This window comes from Shigella sonnei (assembly GCF_002950395.1).
Classification (GTDB): Bacteria; Pseudomonadota; Gammaproteobacteria; order Enterobacterales; family Enterobacteriaceae; genus ECMA0423.
This window is the reverse complement of sequence record NZ_CP026802.1, coordinates 2,145,694-2,160,290: the sequence shown is the minus strand read 5'-3', so window position 1 is coordinate 2,160,290 and position 14,597 is coordinate 2,145,694. Positions and strand designations below refer to the sequence as shown.

Below are 14,597 nucleotides of genomic sequence, written 5' to 3'. Positions count from 1 at the left end.
GAGCGTTTCCGGATTCTTACACAGCCACTGGATCGGTCAACTGATCCTTAACTGATCGGCATTACCCACGCCGGGGGCGTTTTTGAGCGCGTCGGTAAGGTTGGTTGCGCCCTGATCTTTAATCACTTGTTCAGAAATCACCGTCATCGTGCGGGTAGTATCCGCTACCGGACGCGAGAATTTCGGATCGGCAGATTGTTGTGGCGCATAAAGCGAAGGCGTTGATGCTTCGACAACCAGCGTGTCATCCGCGTTAGTTTGCCCTTCGGCGGCGAGTGCCTGAGCCACAGGCGTGATGCCAATACAAAGACCGGCAAAGAACGTGAGCGAATGAAATTGTCTGGCAGGGAAATTGCGATTGTTTTCCATTTTGCAGGTGACTTTTTCTTATATGTTGAAATTTTCACTGCCACGAGAAAGCATCTCTGCGGATGCGATGCCACTGTTAATCCCGTGATAGTGTTCGTGCAAGTGATAATAATTTTGATAAGCATTATCACTTGGCGCGATTTTCTATCACCCATTGCGCGAAAAAGAAATACATTTATTTACATTGAGTTCATATTTGATGTTTTTTGATTACAAAACAGGCGAAAACTGCATCCAGAGGCGAATGCAGTTACGTTGGTGGGGTTATTTGTAGATGGTTGCAGTACCGAACATCTGGTCATTTCCGCCTGCGGAATTAATGACATAACCTTTCGCGCCTTGTTCGCGCGCTTTTTCTGCCAGTTTATCCTCCAGATCGCTTAGGTTTGATGCGCCAGTTGCCGAAACGGTACCGGCGGGCCGTAGCTGACCGCTGTCCAGGTTACTCATCGGTTGCGCGGCATAAGCCGTGAGAGAGATTCCGCTCAGGACGGTGGCAATCAGTAGTGTGAGGCACTTTTTCATAATGACATCCTCATAAATACAACGGGTAGTGCCTGATAAGTGTAGGTCGCCTGCGCGATGCAAATGACGCAAAAAATTGACAGAGATGTGCTTATTTTTTGAACGATATATTTTTACAAAATAAGACAAATTAATGACATGCATAATGCTGATTTTTATGATGAATTGCCATAAACCATAGCCATGTTAAGGTTTTGGGGAATGATAAACGCAGCCAGATATTTACCCTGTCGCGTTATGCGGGTATCTTACGCCGCTGCTTAAAGGAGAATGCTATGTCCGCCCAGAAACCGGGGTTGCATCCGCGCAACCGTCATCACAGCCGCTACGATCTCGCCACGCTTTGTCAGGTCAATCCTGAACTCAGGCAATTCCTCACGCTTACACCCGCCGGGGAGCAAAGCGTAGACTTTGCCAATCCGCTGGCGGTGAAGGCGCTCAATAAGGCGTTGCTGGCCCATTTTTACGCCGTAGCGAACTGGGATATCCCCGACGGTTTTCTCTGCCCACCAGTACCGGGCCGGGCGGATTATATTCATCACCTTGCCGATTTACTGGCTGAAGCAAGCGGAACAATTCCAGCGAATGCCAGCATTCTGGATATCGGCGTTGGTGCGAACTGTATTTATCCGCTGATTGGCGTACATGAATATGGCTGGCGTTTTACCGGTAGTGAAACCAGCAGCCAGGCGTTAAGCAGTGCGCAGGCGATTATCAGTGCTAATCCGGGGCTTAACCGCGCCATTCGTCTGCGTCGGCAAAAAGAGAGTGGGGCAATTTTTAACGGCATCATCCATAAAAACGAGCAATACGACGCGACCTTGTGTAACCCGCCATTCCACGATTCCGCCGCTGCAGCGCGGGCAGGTAGTGAGCGTAAACGCCGTAACCTGGGGCTGAACAAAGACGATGCACTGAACTTTGGTGGTCAGCAACAGGAGTTGTGGTGTGAAGGTGGTGAAGTCGCCTTTATCAAAAAGATGATTGAAGAGAGCAAAGGCTTCGCGAAGCAGGTGATGTGGTTTACCTCGCTGGTATCTCGTGGTGAAAACTTACCGCCGTTGTATCGTGCTCTGACCGACGTGGGCGCGGTGAAGGTGGTAAAAAAAGAGATGGCCCAGGGGCAAAAGCAGAGTCGCTTTATTGCCTGGACCTTTATGAACGACGAGCAGCGCCGCCGTTTTGTCAATCGCCAGCGTTAAAGCGTTGGCTCCCCCGGCGGTAACGGTTCAGCCGGGGTCGCGCCCGGAGTAGGCAGCACCTGATAAGTCTGCACTGGCGCGCGAACGCCCGCCAGGTCGAAATGTTTTTTCACCTGGCTGTCGAGGGCAAAGCGTACCGTCCACTGTTTGAGTGGCAGCGTGGTGAACGAAACACGCAGTGTAAACGCGGTATTGCTTAAGCCGACAATCCCGGCAAAATTCGGTTCACCAATAATCAGCCCGCGAATTTCTTCGTTTTCCATTAATTCCGCTACCGCATCTTTCAGTGCCTGATTGGCTTTATCAGCATCTTCATGGCGATCAACATCGTAGTTTGCCACTACCGAACCAATACCGCGGACGAAGTTAGCAAAGGTGGTTATCGAAGACCACGGAATGATGTGATACGCCCCGGTATCCTGGCGCACGCCCACGGAGCGAATCGACATCCGTTCCACTGTGCCGGTCAACGGCCCGATAGTCACCAAATCTCCAGTGTTCATGCCGTTTTCAAACTGAATAAACACCCCGGTAATGATATCTTTCACCAGCGTTTGCGAACCAAACGAGATAGCCAGACCTAATGCCCCGGCACCTGCCAGCAATGGCGCGATATTGACGCCGATTTCCGACAACACAATCATGATGGTGATGGTACTGATAATCACCGCCAGCGCGTTACGGAACAGCGTCAGCAGGGTACGCGTACGGGCGCTGGGTAGCGGGCGGCCATGAATATCCGAAGCCAGCCGGTTTTCGATCAAACTGGCGAGCACCGTCCAGCCAACCGCCGAGAAAAAAAGAATAAGTGCGATACGGATCAGGATATCTACGGTTTTCTGCCCCGCGCCGTTTTGCAGCCAGTTCCAGAAATCGAACAATCCCCATGCGCTCAACAGCAACATTACCGCCACGCAGACGGTCAGAATACGCGCCGTTTTCAGCGCCGCCGAAAGCCAGCCATTCAGCCGTTTTTGCAACTCTGGATAGTTACGCTGAGTATGTGGCGAGAGAGTGATGGTTTTTGCCAGCCAGCGGGAAAACATACCGGAAACAAACGCTGCGATACCAATAATCGCCAGGCTGCGCACCGTTGCACCCATCATAAATTTCAGGCTGTTGCCCGGATCGAACAACGAAAAGAAAAACAGCACGATAAAATAGGCGCTTGCCAGCCAGTGCCACACCAGCGCAAAGGCGCGGATAAACAGGCTGAAAAAGGCCAGCGAATGCTCCGCAAAGTTGAGCAAATGCTGGGTAATCTCTTTTTTATTACGAAAGATCAGGTACAACGCCCAGACGGTCATGCACAGCATAATGATGACGTTCGCCAGCGCACCTATCTGTACATTCACCTGATTAGAGATAATCGGCACGGCCACAATCAGGCCATAACCTATCAAACTGCTTAACCAGCTCAGGCGACGACTCCAGTAACGGGCGCTCTCGTCCTGAATCGTGAACGGGCGCAGCTCCGCCACGTTTGGGCAAAAAATCAGGCGTAGTACGGCTTTGAAAAATTCAATCAGGGCAAAGGCGTTGAGAAACAAACTTTGTTGGAAAGCGATGGTGCGACTGCCTGCATTCAGGTTGTCGCTTAATACCTGGCCGACAAATAATGTCAGGGCCAGTAACAGCAGGTCGATAATAAACGCCCCGATAATCATCGCCGGAAGCTGCAACCAGTTGCTGCGCTCACGATTTTTTTGCCTCGCCCACTGACCCATTTTGCGATACAGCGGCAGTGCGCACAGGCGAATCAGCCAGTAAAAACCAAACACTAATACCGCTAACATTGAAAAATGGCTCAGCGCATTGCTGAAGGTTTGTGGATTAAATGGCTTATGCGGGGAGCCGGTGATATTGCGATAAAGTTGCCCGAAGCGGGCGGAAAGGGCTTCACCATAATGGCGGCTGACTTCGGTGACCTTTTGCAGCACGGTTTGCTCTTCAACCAGCGTCGGCGGCACGATCTTCGGGACCGGTTCCGCAGGGGGCGTCGCGGCGACAGTACGCAACTGGTCGATCAATTCTTTACGCGAGGTGTCGTTATCCAGCACATCCGCCAGTGCGCCATAGGCCGCTTTTTTTTGTTCGATATCCGGTTCCGGGGCCGGTTCAGTCGTTGAGTCCGTTGTCGTTGTGGTTGTAACGCCGGGTATGGATACCGCGTGGGCAGGTGCGCCCAGCAGGCAGAAGAGGATGAACAGGATCCACCGCATGACTCCTCCAGTGAGAAAACAGAGCAAAAAGATAAGTATAGATGCTGGGGGAGGGGCGATTTTAAATGAGAGGAATCTGGTGTGCCTCCCTTTCGGGTGAAAGGGAGGCAGAGAAGTTAAGAGACGTGCTGCAAAAATTCCTGCAAGCGCTGGCTCGGCGGGTTCTTGATCAATACCTGCGGATCGCCATCTTCCGCAATCCGGCCTTTGTCGATAAAGATCAGCCGCGAAGCTACTTTCTCGGCAAAACCGATTTCGTGGGTCACGATCACCATCGTCATCCCTTCTTCAGCCAGATCCTGCATAACCTTCAGCACTTCATGGCGCAGTTCCGGGTCAAGAGCGGAAGTCGGTTCATCAAACAGCATCATTTTCGGCTTCACCGCCAGCGCGCGGGCAATCGCCACACGCTGCTGTTGACCACCAGAAAGTTCGGAAGGGTAGTGATGTGCACGTTCTGCCAGACCGACTTTCGCCAGCAGCTCACGCGCCAGTTTTTCCGCCTCTTCTTTGTTCGCGCCACGCACGCGTAGCGGACCAAACATGACGTTTTCCAGCGCCGTCAGATGCGGGAAGAGGTAAAACTGCTGGAACACCATACCTGCTTCCTGGCGAATCAGGCGCTCGTCAACTTTCGGATCGTTAACCTTCAGGCCATCGACAATCAGATCGCCGGAGGTGATTTCTTCCAGTTTGTTGATGCAGCGCAGCAGGGTCGATTTACCGGAACCGGACGGCCCGATAATCACCACGACTTCGCCCTGGGCAATGTTCAAATCGATATTGTGAAGCACCTGGGTTGGGCCAAAGTGCTTGGAGACGTTTTTAAATTCAATCACAGGATTTTCATCCTTCTTTCCAGACGACGCAAAATAAAGCTTAGCACCAGGGTAATAATCAGATAGAACACCGCCACGGCGCTCCAGATCTCAAGGGCGCGGAAGTTACCGGCAATAATTTCTTGCCCCTGACGGGTCAGTTCCGCCACGCCGATCACAATAAACAGCGAGGTGTCTTTAATGCTGATGATCCACTGGTTACCCAGCGGCGGCAGCATACGACGCAGTGCCAGCGGTAAAATGACGTAGCGAATGGTTTCCCAACGTGAAAGACCGAGCGCCAGTCCTGCTTCACGAAAACCTTTGTGAATAGACAGCACCGCACCACGCGTGATTTCCGCAATGTACGCGCCGGAGTTGATCATGATGGTGACCACCGCCGCAGTAAATGGGTCGATGCGTAAGTCGTTAAACGCCATCGGCAGGGCGAAATAAATAAACATCACCTGGACGACGATAGGTGTGCCGCGGATCACCTCAATAAAGACCAGCGCGACGTGGTTGGCTATCCAACCACCGAAGGTGCGTGCAAAACCTGCCAGCAATCCGATTACCAGACCGCCAGCCAGACCGAGGACCGAAATCCACAGGGTCATTTTGGCACCTTCAATCAGAAGCGGAATGGCAGGCCAGATGGCACTCCAGTCAAACTGCATATGTTGTTCCTGTTACCGTGGTGTAAATAATCAAATTCAGGGTAATTAATGGCCCCGGAGCGGGTTTGCGCCCCTCACCCTAATCCTCTCCCCAGAGGGGAGAGGGAACTGCCAGTGCGCTTTACAGGTGTAGCGTTATTATTTCGGTTCAGTACCGAACCATTTTTTGTAGATTTCGTTGTAAGTTCCGTTCTCGCGCAGGGTTTTCAACGCGCCGTTGACTTTGTCACGCAGCTCGTCGCTACCTTTCGGGAACGCAATACCGTATTGCTGCGCTTCCAGAGAGTCACCTACCGCTTTGAACTGACCGTTACCGGCGGTTTTGATGAAGTACAGAATGTTTGGCGTATCGTGCAGAACGGCGTCTGCGCGGTTGGTGCCCAGTTCCATATAGGCGTTATCGATGTTCGGGAACTGACGCAGATCTTTAGTTTTGATGTTTGCTTTCGCGTAATCAACGGAGCCAGTACCGCTCTTAACAGCAACCACTTTCCCGTCGAGATCTTTCACGCTTTTCACATCGTTATTGTTAGCTTTCACCATCACTAACAGGCCGCTTTTGTAGTAGCCGTCAGAGAAATCGATCGCTTTTTTACGCTCGTCGGTGATGGTAATGCCCGCCAGCGCCAGATCGACGTTTTTGGTTTGCAGTGCCGGAATGATCCCACTGAAATCCATCGGCTTCAGTTCGTAATCCAGCTTCAGCTCTTTAGCGATGGCAGCCCACAGATCAACGTCAAAGCCCACATATTTATCGCCCTGTTTAAATTCAAACGGAACGAAGGCGGTATCCGTCGCGACAACTAATTTTTTATCCGCGGCATGAGAAGAAACCGCAAAAGCCAGGGTCAGTGCAGCCAGTGAAACTTTTAATACAGACTTCATAGCATTTCCTTTTTTCTATCCACGGGACGATCCCCTGCGTGACATTCACATATATGAAAAAATCGTGCCAGTTTTGCAACTCCTTGATTTTTCGAGATGCGGCAAAAACGTGATGCACGATTTATAGGGCAATACCCTGAAGATGCACCATTCTGGGGCACCAATCTGGTGCGCTAAAATTGTGCACTCAACACAGTGATTATTTAGCGTAAAACCTGATGAAAAAACAATCTTTATGTAACGATTGTGTGATGATGTGGATACAAAAAATTTACTTAATCAGCTGGAGATAGCAGATGGATGCACTAAATAAGTGCGTTGAGGTGGGCTGCAAAACAAAACGGCCTCCTGTCAGGAAGCCGCTTTTATCGGGTACTAAAGTTCTGCACCATCAGCGATGGATTTATTCGATGTTAGACTCGATAAACCACAGGAATTTATCCAGGTCGCGAGACGCGGCGGTCAGGATATCTGCGGTGTCGTCATCTTTCGCTTCGCCAATCGCTTTGCGTACGTCATTAGCGACGATTGCGTAACGGTCAGCCAGTTCTTTCAGGTGATCCTGAACGTTGTGGATGTCCAGCGGGTAACTTTTCAGCGGGGTTTTGCTGTTGATAACTTGAGTGGTCCCCAGAGCTACACCGCCCAGCTGCACTGCACGTTCTGCCATGGTATCCAGATGATCGATCAGTGCGGTGCGGAAGCCATCCAGCATTTCATGTACGGCAATGAAGTTAGCGCCGCGCATGTTCCAGTGCGCTTGTTTGGTAATCAAAGAAAGATCAATAAACTGGATAACCTGGCGATTCAGCAACTCTACTGTTGCTTTTTTCTCGCTGTCGGAGACATCGTTGCGGGTATAAAGCAGATTGGTCGCTTTTGATTTAACTAATTTAGCGGTACTCATAATTTCATATCCTCTTGATGTTATGTCCCAGTAATTAACGAGACTAAGTATAGCACCGGCTATGTGTTCCGCTATTCTGGCTGTTCCTATCACACTAATAGTGGTAACAAGCGTGAAAAACAAAACTAATAAAGATTCAATGAGTTAGATATATTGATAAGAACAATTCTTATTTATCTGCTCGCCAGGAATTTTCGGAATAAATATGCTTTTGCATAATTCGATATATAAAGACGGTGTAGAGGAAAAGTAGCGAGAAATTCTGCATGGTTATGCATAACCATGCAGAAATGTAAATTTAATTAATGTCTAATTCTTTTATTTTGCTCTCTTTGCGTACTGTCAGCGTAGACCCCATTGAAGCGGCGATGATAGCGCCGAGCGCCAGCAGCTGTATGGGTGTCAGTGTTTCTCCGAGGAAAATCATCCCGGAAACGGCAGCCAGCGCCGGTTCCATGCTCATCAGCGTACCAAATGTCCGTGTTGGCAAACGGGTGAGGGCAATCATTTCCAGCGAATAAGGCAGAGCGGTCGAGAGAATAGCGACAGCCAGACCCAATGGAATAACCGACCAGTGCCAGAGTGCTTCACCAGCCTGAAGCGCTCCAATTGGCACGAAAATTAACGCTGCAATCAACGAACCAATTGCCACCGTCGCAGGGCCATGTTCCGCTCCTGCGCGTTGCCCACTTAAAATGTAAATAGCCCAACAAGCCCCGGCCCCCAGTGCCAGCGCACAGCCGGTTAAATCGACATGGGAAACGTCTTGCCCCAGCGGTAGCAGGAACCACAGACCAAGAACCGCCAGCACAACCCAGACGAAATCTACCGGGCGACGAGAAGAGAACAGCGCCACCGCCAGTGGTCCGGTGAACTCCAGCGCCACCGCAATACCCAGCGGTACTGTCTGAATAGAAAGATAAAAAAGATAATTCATCCCACCCAGCGAAACGCCGTAAAACAACAGCGGTAACCGTTGCTCTTTGGCAAAGCGCAGTCGCCATGGCTTAAAGAACGCGATGAGGATCAGCGTTCCTAATGCCAGACGCAGCGCAGTGACACCCGGTGCGCCCACCAGAGGAAAAAGTGACTTAGCTAACGAGGCTCCACCCTGAATAGACGCCATGGCAACGAGCAATATGACTATTGGTAACCAGACCGGCATTTTACGTAATGAACCAGGCATCCTTTCTCCCACAAATATCTAGACTTAAGTAAAGCGTGGAGTGTACTGGATATACCCAATGCTGGTTGAGCATTTGTTGAAAAAATTTTCCCCCGTTTTGACTAAAATGCGCCAGGATTGATGGAATCATTAGTCTGGTGATTAGGAATAATCTGGATGAATGACAGGGAAAACATGCGTAATACTTACGCAGTTCTCTGAAAAAGTGATTTAAATTTAGATGGATAGCGGTGTATGGAAACGTTCTGTTACATGAAATGGCCCGTTAGACATCACAAATCGCGAAGAGTTTCCCATTAATTTTTGATATATTTAAAACTTAGGACTTATTTGAATCACATTTGAGGTGGTTATGAAAAAAATTGCATGTCTTTCAGCACTGGCCGCAGTTCTGGCTTTCACCGCAGGTACTTCCGTAGCTGCGACTTCTACCGTAACTGGCGGTTACGCACAGAGCGACGCTCAGGGCCAAATGAACAAAATGGGCGGTTTCAACCTGAAATACCGCTATGAAGAAGACAACAGCCCGCTGGGTGTGATCGGTTCTTTCACTTACACCGAGAAAAGCCGTACTGCAAGCTCTGGTGACTACAACAAAAACCAGTACTACGGCATCACTGCTGGTCCGGCTTACCGCATTAACGACTGGGCAAGCATCTACGGTGTAGTGGGGGTGGGTTATGGTAAATTCCAGACCACTGAATACCCGACCTACAAACACGACACCAGCGACTACGGTTTCTCCTACGGTGCTGGTCTGCAGTTCAACCCGATGGAAAACGTTGCTCTGGACTTCTCTTACGAGCAGAGCCGTATTCGTAGCGTTGACGTAGGCACCTGGATTGCCGGTGTTGGTTACCGCTTCTAATCACTTTGGTGATATAAAAAATCCGCCTCTCGGGGCGGATTTTTTGTTTTAAGGTTTCGGGTCGAAAATATCGGTTCCGAGATGGTTGTAATCCACCTTCTGTAACTGGAAGTTGGTGATGTATATCGGCCCGGCTTTCTTCTCAGATATAAACGGGTATTTGATATTTATTTCCTTCGCTTTAATTCCCGTCCACTGCGAGAAAAAGCCTAAGAAGTCATTGGCTGAGCGGCGGGCTTTAATCACCCGATGCGCTTTATCGTCGCTGGAAATGACCATAAAAGGCACCTGGAAATTTTGCTGATATTTATCATCATGGGCAAGGTATTGCACGTCTTTGCCGCGCTCTTTAAAGGCCAGACCGTGGTCAGAAAAGTAAACCAGAGAGAAGCTGCTGCCGCTGTTGCGTAACTGATCGTACAGCTTGCGCAGTAAATCGTCCGTTTGCGTCATGGTATAGAGATAGCACGACGTTTCTTTCGATTGCACAAAGGTTTCGTATTTGCCTTGTGTCCTGTCGCAGGCCTGCGGATGCGAGCCCATCAGATGCAGAACAATCAGCTGCGGTTGCGAGTGCTCTTGCGCCAGCACTTGAGCGGTCATATCCAGTAACGCTTCGTCTTTCGTGTTTTTATCTGCTTCAAAATTACCTTCTTTCAGGAAGTACACTTCATCTGCACGTTTGGCGATGCTGGCGATAGCAGTATCGTATTCGCCGATTTGGCCCTGGTTGGAAAACCACCAGGTCTGGAAGCCCGCGCGATTTGCCAGGGTGACAAAGTTATCCTGAAACTGTGGTTTGCCATCGACTACGCGATTGAGCGTTAAGCCAAGTGATTTCTGCGTGGAGCCACTGGCGGCAATGTAGTCAGCAAATATCAAACCGTTAACGCTGCTGGCAAACGGGGTATTGTCCCAGTGACCGCCAAAGGCACCGAGGGCATCGCGACGCGCGCTTTCGCCGATCACCACCACATAGGTCTGATACTTCGGCTTAACGGCAGTGACCGTCCAGGTATCTTTCATTCCGGAAAGTTTTGCCATCCGTTCTTGCTCTTCAATCACCTCGTTATTATTGACGATGACATCCTTAGCAAAACGAAATACCGGATAGCCAGTATCTTTCAGTTTAAATACGCCACCCCAGGCCAGGTTTTGCACGGGAGCAACAAAAAATGTCGCCACACTGAATACCAGACACAGGCTGTCGAAGGTATTCCAGCGCGCTTTTTCATTCTCTTTTTTTCGCCTGATTGCTATTACGCCGAGCGCAAAAATAAATAAGCCGACCAGGTAGCTGTACCACGGAAAAATCGTCAGGATTTCGGTCGACTCTTCCATATTGGTGGAGTGCAATGCCAGCAATGTATTGAAATTAGGCGCGCCGTAGGCCTGAGCAAAAGGGAAATAACAAGCCGCCACCAGCGAACTGACACCGACCAGAACTTTTTGTACGCGAGGCAATGTTCGCCATAGCAAAAGCAAAATAGCCGTAAACGCAGCGGTGTAGAGCAAACTGAAGGGGTAACCTAAGCCGAGGTTAATTAATAGCGACTGTAAAAAGTAGAACGCAGTCCACGGGCTAAATACCCGGCTACGGGTAACAAGCGATTCTTTGAGGGTTAAATTCATATGCCACTATCGTAACAAACGCCATGTGCTTACCCTGGCGTCAAGGGTCAATACCTGCAAGAGTGCGTGAAGAGGGGAAAGGGGTCCGCATCCGCGAGCCGCAATATACGCAGGGCTGCAAGAAGATAGAGCGAGCCGCCGTTCAGGTCAACTACTGACGAACAAATCTTTTGCGAAGGGGATTGCAAATCCGACAAAAAGTGGGGTTTTTCAGACCAAAACGCGTTATGCCTGCATAAAAGCAGGAGTGAAGCGGCGTACCGCGACGCCGCTATTTATCGGAAGGTTTATCTTGCTGCGGTTTGTTGTTGACCATATCGCACAACATAGAGAGCAGCATTAACCGTACTTTAAAGGGAGAATGACTAAACACGCGCATACACTTCTTGAACTCATTCATAAGACCTCCTGACTTGCTAATCCCGTCGATCCTTGAGGGATGATTGCATTACATACAGATATAGCACAGGCTATATTATGTAGCTATTGCTAAAACGTTAATTTTTTGTACCTTCGCAACTCTGGTTTACAATGTGCGCACGAAATGAGAACGCTATGTATGCGTCACCATAATGAGGAAGCACAATGAGTCGTCGCGCAGGTACGCCAACAGCAAAAAAAGTGACGCAGTTAGTGAACGTGGAAGAGCACGTTGAAGGGTTCCGCCAGGTCAGAGAGGCGCATCGGCGCGAGCTTATTGATGATTACGTTGAGCTGATTTCTGACTTGATCAGGGAAGTGGGGGAAGCTCGTCAGGTGGACATGGCTGCTCGTCTGGGAGTTTCGCAACCGACGGTGGCTAAAATGCTTAAGCGGCTGGCAACCATGGGGCTGATTGAAATGATCCCCTGGCGTGGCGTGTTTTTAACGGCAGAAGGAGAGAAGCTGGCGCAGGAAAGCCGCGAGCGACATCAGATAGTCGAAAATTTCTTGTTGGTGTTGGGCGTCAGTCCGGAAATCGCCCGTCGCGACGCGGAAGGCATGGAGCACCATGTTAGTGAAGAGACGCTCGACGCTTTTCGTTTGTTTACCCAGAAACACGGTGCCAAATGAGCCTGCCTTTTTTACGCACGCTGCAAGGCGATCGTTTTTTTCAGTTATTAATTCTTGTTGGTATCGGATTAAGCTTTTTCGTGCCCTTTGCACCGAAATCCTGGCCTGCTGCTATCGACTGGCACACCATCATCACCTTAAGCGGCCTGATGCTGCTGACCAAAGGTGTGGAGTTAAGCGGTTATTTTGATGTGCTGGGGCGCAAAATGGTGCGCCGCTTTGCTACGGAGCGTCGGCTGGCGATGTTTATGGTGCTGGCGGCGGCGCTGCTTTCTACCTTTCTGACCAACGATGTCGCGCTGTTTATTGTTGTTCCGCTGACTATCACGCTAAAAAGACTGTGTGAGATCCCGGTTAATCGGCTGATTATTTTTGAGGCGCTGGCAGTCAACGCTGGTTCGCTACTGACGCCAATTGGCAACCCGCAAAATATTCTTATCTGGGGACGTTCTGGTCTTTCGTTTGCCGGATTTATTGCCCAAATGGCACCGCTGGCTGGCGCAATGATGCTGACGCTCCTGCTCCTGTGCTGGTGTTGTTTCCCTGGAAAGGCGCTGCAATACCATACGGGGGTGCAAACACCGGAGTGGAAACCGCGGCTGGTGTGGAGTTGTCTGGGGCTGTATATCGTCTTTCTGACGGCGCTGGAGTTCAAACAAGAGCTGTGGGGACTGGTGATTGTGGCGGCAGGCTTTGCGCTGCTGGCACGTCGCGTGGTGCTCAGTGTGGACTGGACGCTGCTGCTGGTGTTTATGGCGATGTTTATCGACGTCCATTTACTGACCCAGCTTCCAGCGTTGCAAGGCGTGTTGGGTAACGTGAGTCATCTATCTGAACCCGGGTTATGGTTAACGGCAATCGGTTTATCGCAGGTGATCAGTAACGTGCCGAGTACCATATTGTTGCTGAACTATGTGCCGCCGTCTTTATTACTGGTATGGGCGGTAAACGTAGGTGGCTTTGGGTTATTACCCGGATCGCTGGCAAATTTGATTGCGCTACGTATGGCGAACGATCGCCGCATCTGGTGGCGTTTCCATCTCTATTCAATACCGATGCTGTTGTGGGCGGCGTTGGTGGGATATGTTTTGTTAGTTATACTCCCGGCCAACTAGGGTCTGGCAAATAAAAAAGGCGGATTATGAGTCCGCCTTTTGCTTTAAGTTTTGAAGATTAATTCAGACGAACCGGCATCCCGGAGCGGTTTTTAATCGCTTCATCAAGAACAACCTGGTCAACATCTGGCTGACCGGTCACTGTTTGCACGCTCTTCGTCAGGGTAATTGGCACAATTTCCTGACCTTCAAACTGGGCTTCGGTGGTAGACAGCGGGTTATGGACTTCAATATAACGGCTGCCGTCTGGCTCGGTGGTCGCTTTTACCGGCTCATCAATAAACTGTACGCGGGTACCGACCGGTACTTTCTCGAACAGGAATTTGATGTCTTCGTTACGCAGACGCACACAACCATGACTTACACGCAGGCCGATACCGAAGTTGGCGTTGGTGCCATGGATAGCGTACAGGCGACCGATGTAGAGTGCATACAGCCCCATCGGGTTATCCGGACCTGCCGGAACGACAGCCGGAAGCGGTTCGCCCGCAGCGCGGTACTCTGCGTGCATTTTGGCGGTCGGCGTCCAGGTCGGGCCTGCTTTCTTACGCTCAACTTTGGTGGTCCAGTTGATAGGCGTATCTTTGCCTAACTGACCAATGCCGATCGGCAGCACGATAACGGTGTTGGTCCCTTTCGGATAGTAATACAGACGCATCTCTGCACTGTTAATGACGATGCCTTCATGAACGGTATCCGGCAGGATCAGCTGCTGCGGAATGTTCAGTACAGTACCGCCTTTCGGCAGGAAGGTATCCACACCCGGGTTCGCTTCCATCATATTGGAAAGCCCCATCTGGTACTCCGCGGCAAAATACTCCAGCGGCTGAGTGTTACCTTCAGGAATGGTGATCACCTGATTCTGACCAACCAGGCGACTCCCGTCGGTTGGCAGAGGATAAGTTACCGCAGAGGCGGTACTGCAAAAGCCGACAACAGCGAAGGCCGCTGCGAATAATGTTTTCAATTTCATATTCATGTTAAGCGAGATTTTGTGCCTGGCAGGCCATTGGGTTGAGAATATTAGAGTATTGGAAGCGCATTATAAGTTCATTCCAGCTCACAGTGAAATCAGATGTGTACGAAATCACATTTTTTGCCTTTGGCTTGAGTGTAGACCTTAAGCGAGGAGCAGGAT

At 50.3% G+C, this 14,597-nt stretch carries 15 protein-coding genes and 1 pseudogene; 5 read left to right on the top strand and 11 right to left on the bottom strand.

All coding sequences use genetic code 11. The features are described from left to right. Positions 1–63: 63 nt before the first annotated feature. Both C1P89_RS11455 and mcbA read right to left on the bottom strand, forming a co-directional pair. Positions 64–369, bottom strand: a pseudogene (locus C1P89_RS11455) (TonB-dependent receptor plug domain-containing protein); the annotation flags it as partial. 264 nt (positions 370–633) lie between these two features. Then, a complete protein-coding gene (gene mcbA, locus C1P89_RS11450) occupies positions 634–894 on the bottom strand; it encodes a DUF1471 family periplasmic protein McbA (RefSeq protein ID WP_000710619.1) in 261 nt (86 codons plus the stop codon). A gap of 275 nt (positions 895–1,169) precedes the next feature. On the opposite strand from mcbA, the gene rlmF reads away from it, so the two are divergent. Beyond that, the gene (gene rlmF / locus C1P89_RS11445) at positions 1,170–2,096 is read left to right on the top strand and encodes a 23S rRNA (adenine(1618)-N(6))-methyltransferase RlmF (protein ID WP_001275941.1); all 927 of its coding nucleotides are present in this window, start codon (positions 1,170–1,172) and stop codon (positions 2,094–2,096) included. Here rlmF and ybiO read toward each other — a convergent pair. The 6 genes from ybiO to rhtA all read right to left on the bottom strand — a co-directional run bounded on the left by ybiO (position 2,093) and on the right by rhtA (position 8,791). Continuing rightward, the gene (ybiO, locus tag C1P89_RS11440) at positions 2,093–4,318 is read right to left on the bottom strand and encodes a mechanosensitive channel protein (RefSeq protein WP_001267218.1); all 2,226 of its coding nucleotides are present in this window, start codon (positions 4,316–4,318) and stop codon (positions 2,093–2,095) included. The genes rlmF and ybiO overlap by 4 nt on opposite strands. Positions 4,319–4,434: 116 nt before the next feature. Then, positions 4,435–5,157 carry a glutamine ABC transporter ATP-binding protein GlnQ gene (glnQ, locus tag C1P89_RS11435; RefSeq protein ID WP_000569080.1) on the bottom strand — a complete coding sequence of 241 codons (723 nt, stop codon included), beginning with the start codon at positions 5,155–5,157 and terminating at the stop codon, positions 4,435–4,437. Beyond that, on the bottom strand, positions 5,154–5,813 hold the full coding sequence (glnP, locus tag C1P89_RS11430) for a glutamine ABC transporter permease GlnP (protein ID WP_001159065.1): 660 nt from the start codon (positions 5,811–5,813) through the stop codon (positions 5,154–5,156). Before glnP ends, glnQ begins: the two co-directional genes overlap by 4 nt. 138 nt (positions 5,814–5,951) lie before the next feature. After that, positions 5,952–6,698, bottom strand: a complete 747-nt coding sequence (gene glnH, locus C1P89_RS11425) for a glutamine ABC transporter substrate-binding protein GlnH (RefSeq protein ID WP_000843866.1) — start codon at positions 6,696–6,698, stop codon at positions 5,952–5,954. A gap of 403 nt (positions 6,699–7,101) precedes the next feature. After that, on the bottom strand, positions 7,102–7,605 hold the full coding sequence (gene dps, locus C1P89_RS11420) for a DNA starvation/stationary phase protection protein Dps (RefSeq protein ID WP_000100800.1): 504 nt from the start codon (positions 7,603–7,605) through the stop codon (positions 7,102–7,104). A 298-nt stretch (positions 7,606–7,903) separates the two neighbouring features. Further along, positions 7,904–8,791, bottom strand: a complete 888-nt coding sequence (gene rhtA, locus C1P89_RS11415) for a threonine/homoserine exporter RhtA (protein ID WP_001295297.1) — start codon at positions 8,789–8,791, stop codon at positions 7,904–7,906. A 234-nt stretch (positions 8,792–9,025) separates the two neighbouring features. Here rhtA and C1P89_RS11410 point away from each other — a divergent pair, with 234 nt between their 5' ends. Further along, positions 9,026–9,091 (top strand): protein YliM, encoded by a 66-nt coding sequence (locus C1P89_RS11410; protein ID WP_120795379.1) that lies wholly within the window; start codon positions 9,026–9,028, stop codon positions 9,089–9,091. Between the two features lie 52 nt (positions 9,092–9,143). Then, positions 9,144–9,659 (top strand): outer membrane protein OmpX, encoded by a 516-nt coding sequence (gene ompX, locus C1P89_RS11405; RefSeq protein WP_001295296.1) that lies wholly within the window; start codon positions 9,144–9,146, stop codon positions 9,657–9,659. Positions 9,660–9,707: 48 nt separating this feature from the next. On the opposite strand, the gene opgE is transcribed toward ompX, so the two are convergent. Both opgE and mntS read right to left on the bottom strand, forming a co-directional pair. Then, complete coding sequence (gene opgE, locus C1P89_RS11400; RefSeq protein ID WP_001054678.1) at positions 9,708–11,291, bottom strand: phosphoethanolamine transferase; 1,584 nt, start codon at positions 11,289–11,291, stop codon at positions 9,708–9,710. Positions 11,292–11,562: 271 nt separating this feature from the next. Further along, complete coding sequence (gene mntS, locus C1P89_RS11395) at positions 11,563–11,691, bottom strand: manganase accumulation protein MntS (protein ID WP_001001748.1); 129 nt, start codon at positions 11,689–11,691, stop codon at positions 11,563–11,565. A 185-nt stretch (positions 11,692–11,876) separates the two neighbouring features. On the opposite strand from mntS, the gene mntR reads away from it, so the two are divergent. Beyond that, positions 11,877–12,344: a manganese-binding transcriptional regulator MntR gene (mntR, locus tag C1P89_RS11390; protein ID WP_000091016.1), complete on the top strand. Its 468-nt coding sequence runs from the start codon at positions 11,877–11,879 to the stop codon at positions 12,342–12,344. Further along, positions 12,341–13,459 carry an anion transporter gene (locus C1P89_RS11385; protein ID WP_000056442.1) on the top strand — a complete coding sequence of 373 codons (1,119 nt, stop codon included), beginning with the start codon at positions 12,341–12,343 and terminating at the stop codon, positions 13,457–13,459. Before mntR ends, C1P89_RS11385 begins: the two co-directional genes overlap by 4 nt. A 58-nt stretch (positions 13,460–13,517) precedes the next feature. Here C1P89_RS11385 and ldtB read toward each other — a convergent pair whose 3' ends face one another. After that, positions 13,518–14,438, bottom strand: coding sequence for a L,D-transpeptidase (gene ldtB / locus C1P89_RS11380; RefSeq protein WP_001056384.1), 921 nt, complete (start codon positions 14,436–14,438; stop codon positions 13,518–13,520). Positions 14,439–14,597 lie beyond the last annotated feature (159 nt).

Bases quoted from the DNA above. Each gene is read 5' to 3' on its own strand.
- rhtA (WP_001295297.1), bottom strand. From the start codon at position 8,791: ATGCCTGGTTCATTACGTAAAATGCCGGTCTGGTTACCAATAGTCATA.
- mcbA (WP_000710619.1), bottom strand. From the start codon at position 894: ATGAAAAAGTGCCTCACACTACTGATTGCCACCGTCCTGAGCGGAATC.
- ompX (WP_001295296.1), top strand. From the start codon at position 9,144: ATGAAAAAAATTGCATGTCTTTCAGCACTGGCCGCAGTTCTGGCTTTC.
- ybiO (WP_001267218.1), bottom strand. From the start codon at position 4,318: ATGCGGTGGATCCTGTTCATCCTCTTCTGCCTGCTGGGCGCACCTGCC.
- C1P89_RS11385 (WP_000056442.1), top strand. From the start codon at position 12,341: ATGAGCCTGCCTTTTTTACGCACGCTGCAAGGCGATCGTTTTTTTCAG.
- mntS (WP_001001748.1), bottom strand. From the start codon at position 11,691: ATGAATGAGTTCAAGAAGTGTATGCGCGTGTTTAGTCATTCTCCCTTT.
- mntR (WP_000091016.1), top strand. From the start codon at position 11,877: ATGAGTCGTCGCGCAGGTACGCCAACAGCAAAAAAAGTGACGCAGTTA.
- glnH (WP_000843866.1), bottom strand. From the start codon at position 6,698: ATGAAGTCTGTATTAAAAGTTTCACTGGCTGCACTGACCCTGGCTTTT.
- glnP (WP_001159065.1), bottom strand. From the start codon at position 5,813: ATGCAGTTTGACTGGAGTGCCATCTGGCCTGCCATTCCGCTTCTGATT.
- rlmF (WP_001275941.1), top strand. From the start codon at position 1,170: ATGTCCGCCCAGAAACCGGGGTTGCATCCGCGCAACCGTCATCACAGC.
- dps (WP_000100800.1), bottom strand. From the start codon at position 7,605: ATGAGTACCGCTAAATTAGTTAAATCAAAAGCGACCAATCTGCTTTAT.
- ldtB (WP_001056384.1), bottom strand. From the start codon at position 14,438: ATGAATATGAAATTGAAAACATTATTCGCAGCGGCCTTCGCTGTTGTC.
- opgE (WP_001054678.1), bottom strand. From the start codon at position 11,291: ATGAATTTAACCCTCAAAGAATCGCTTGTTACCCGTAGCCGGGTATTT.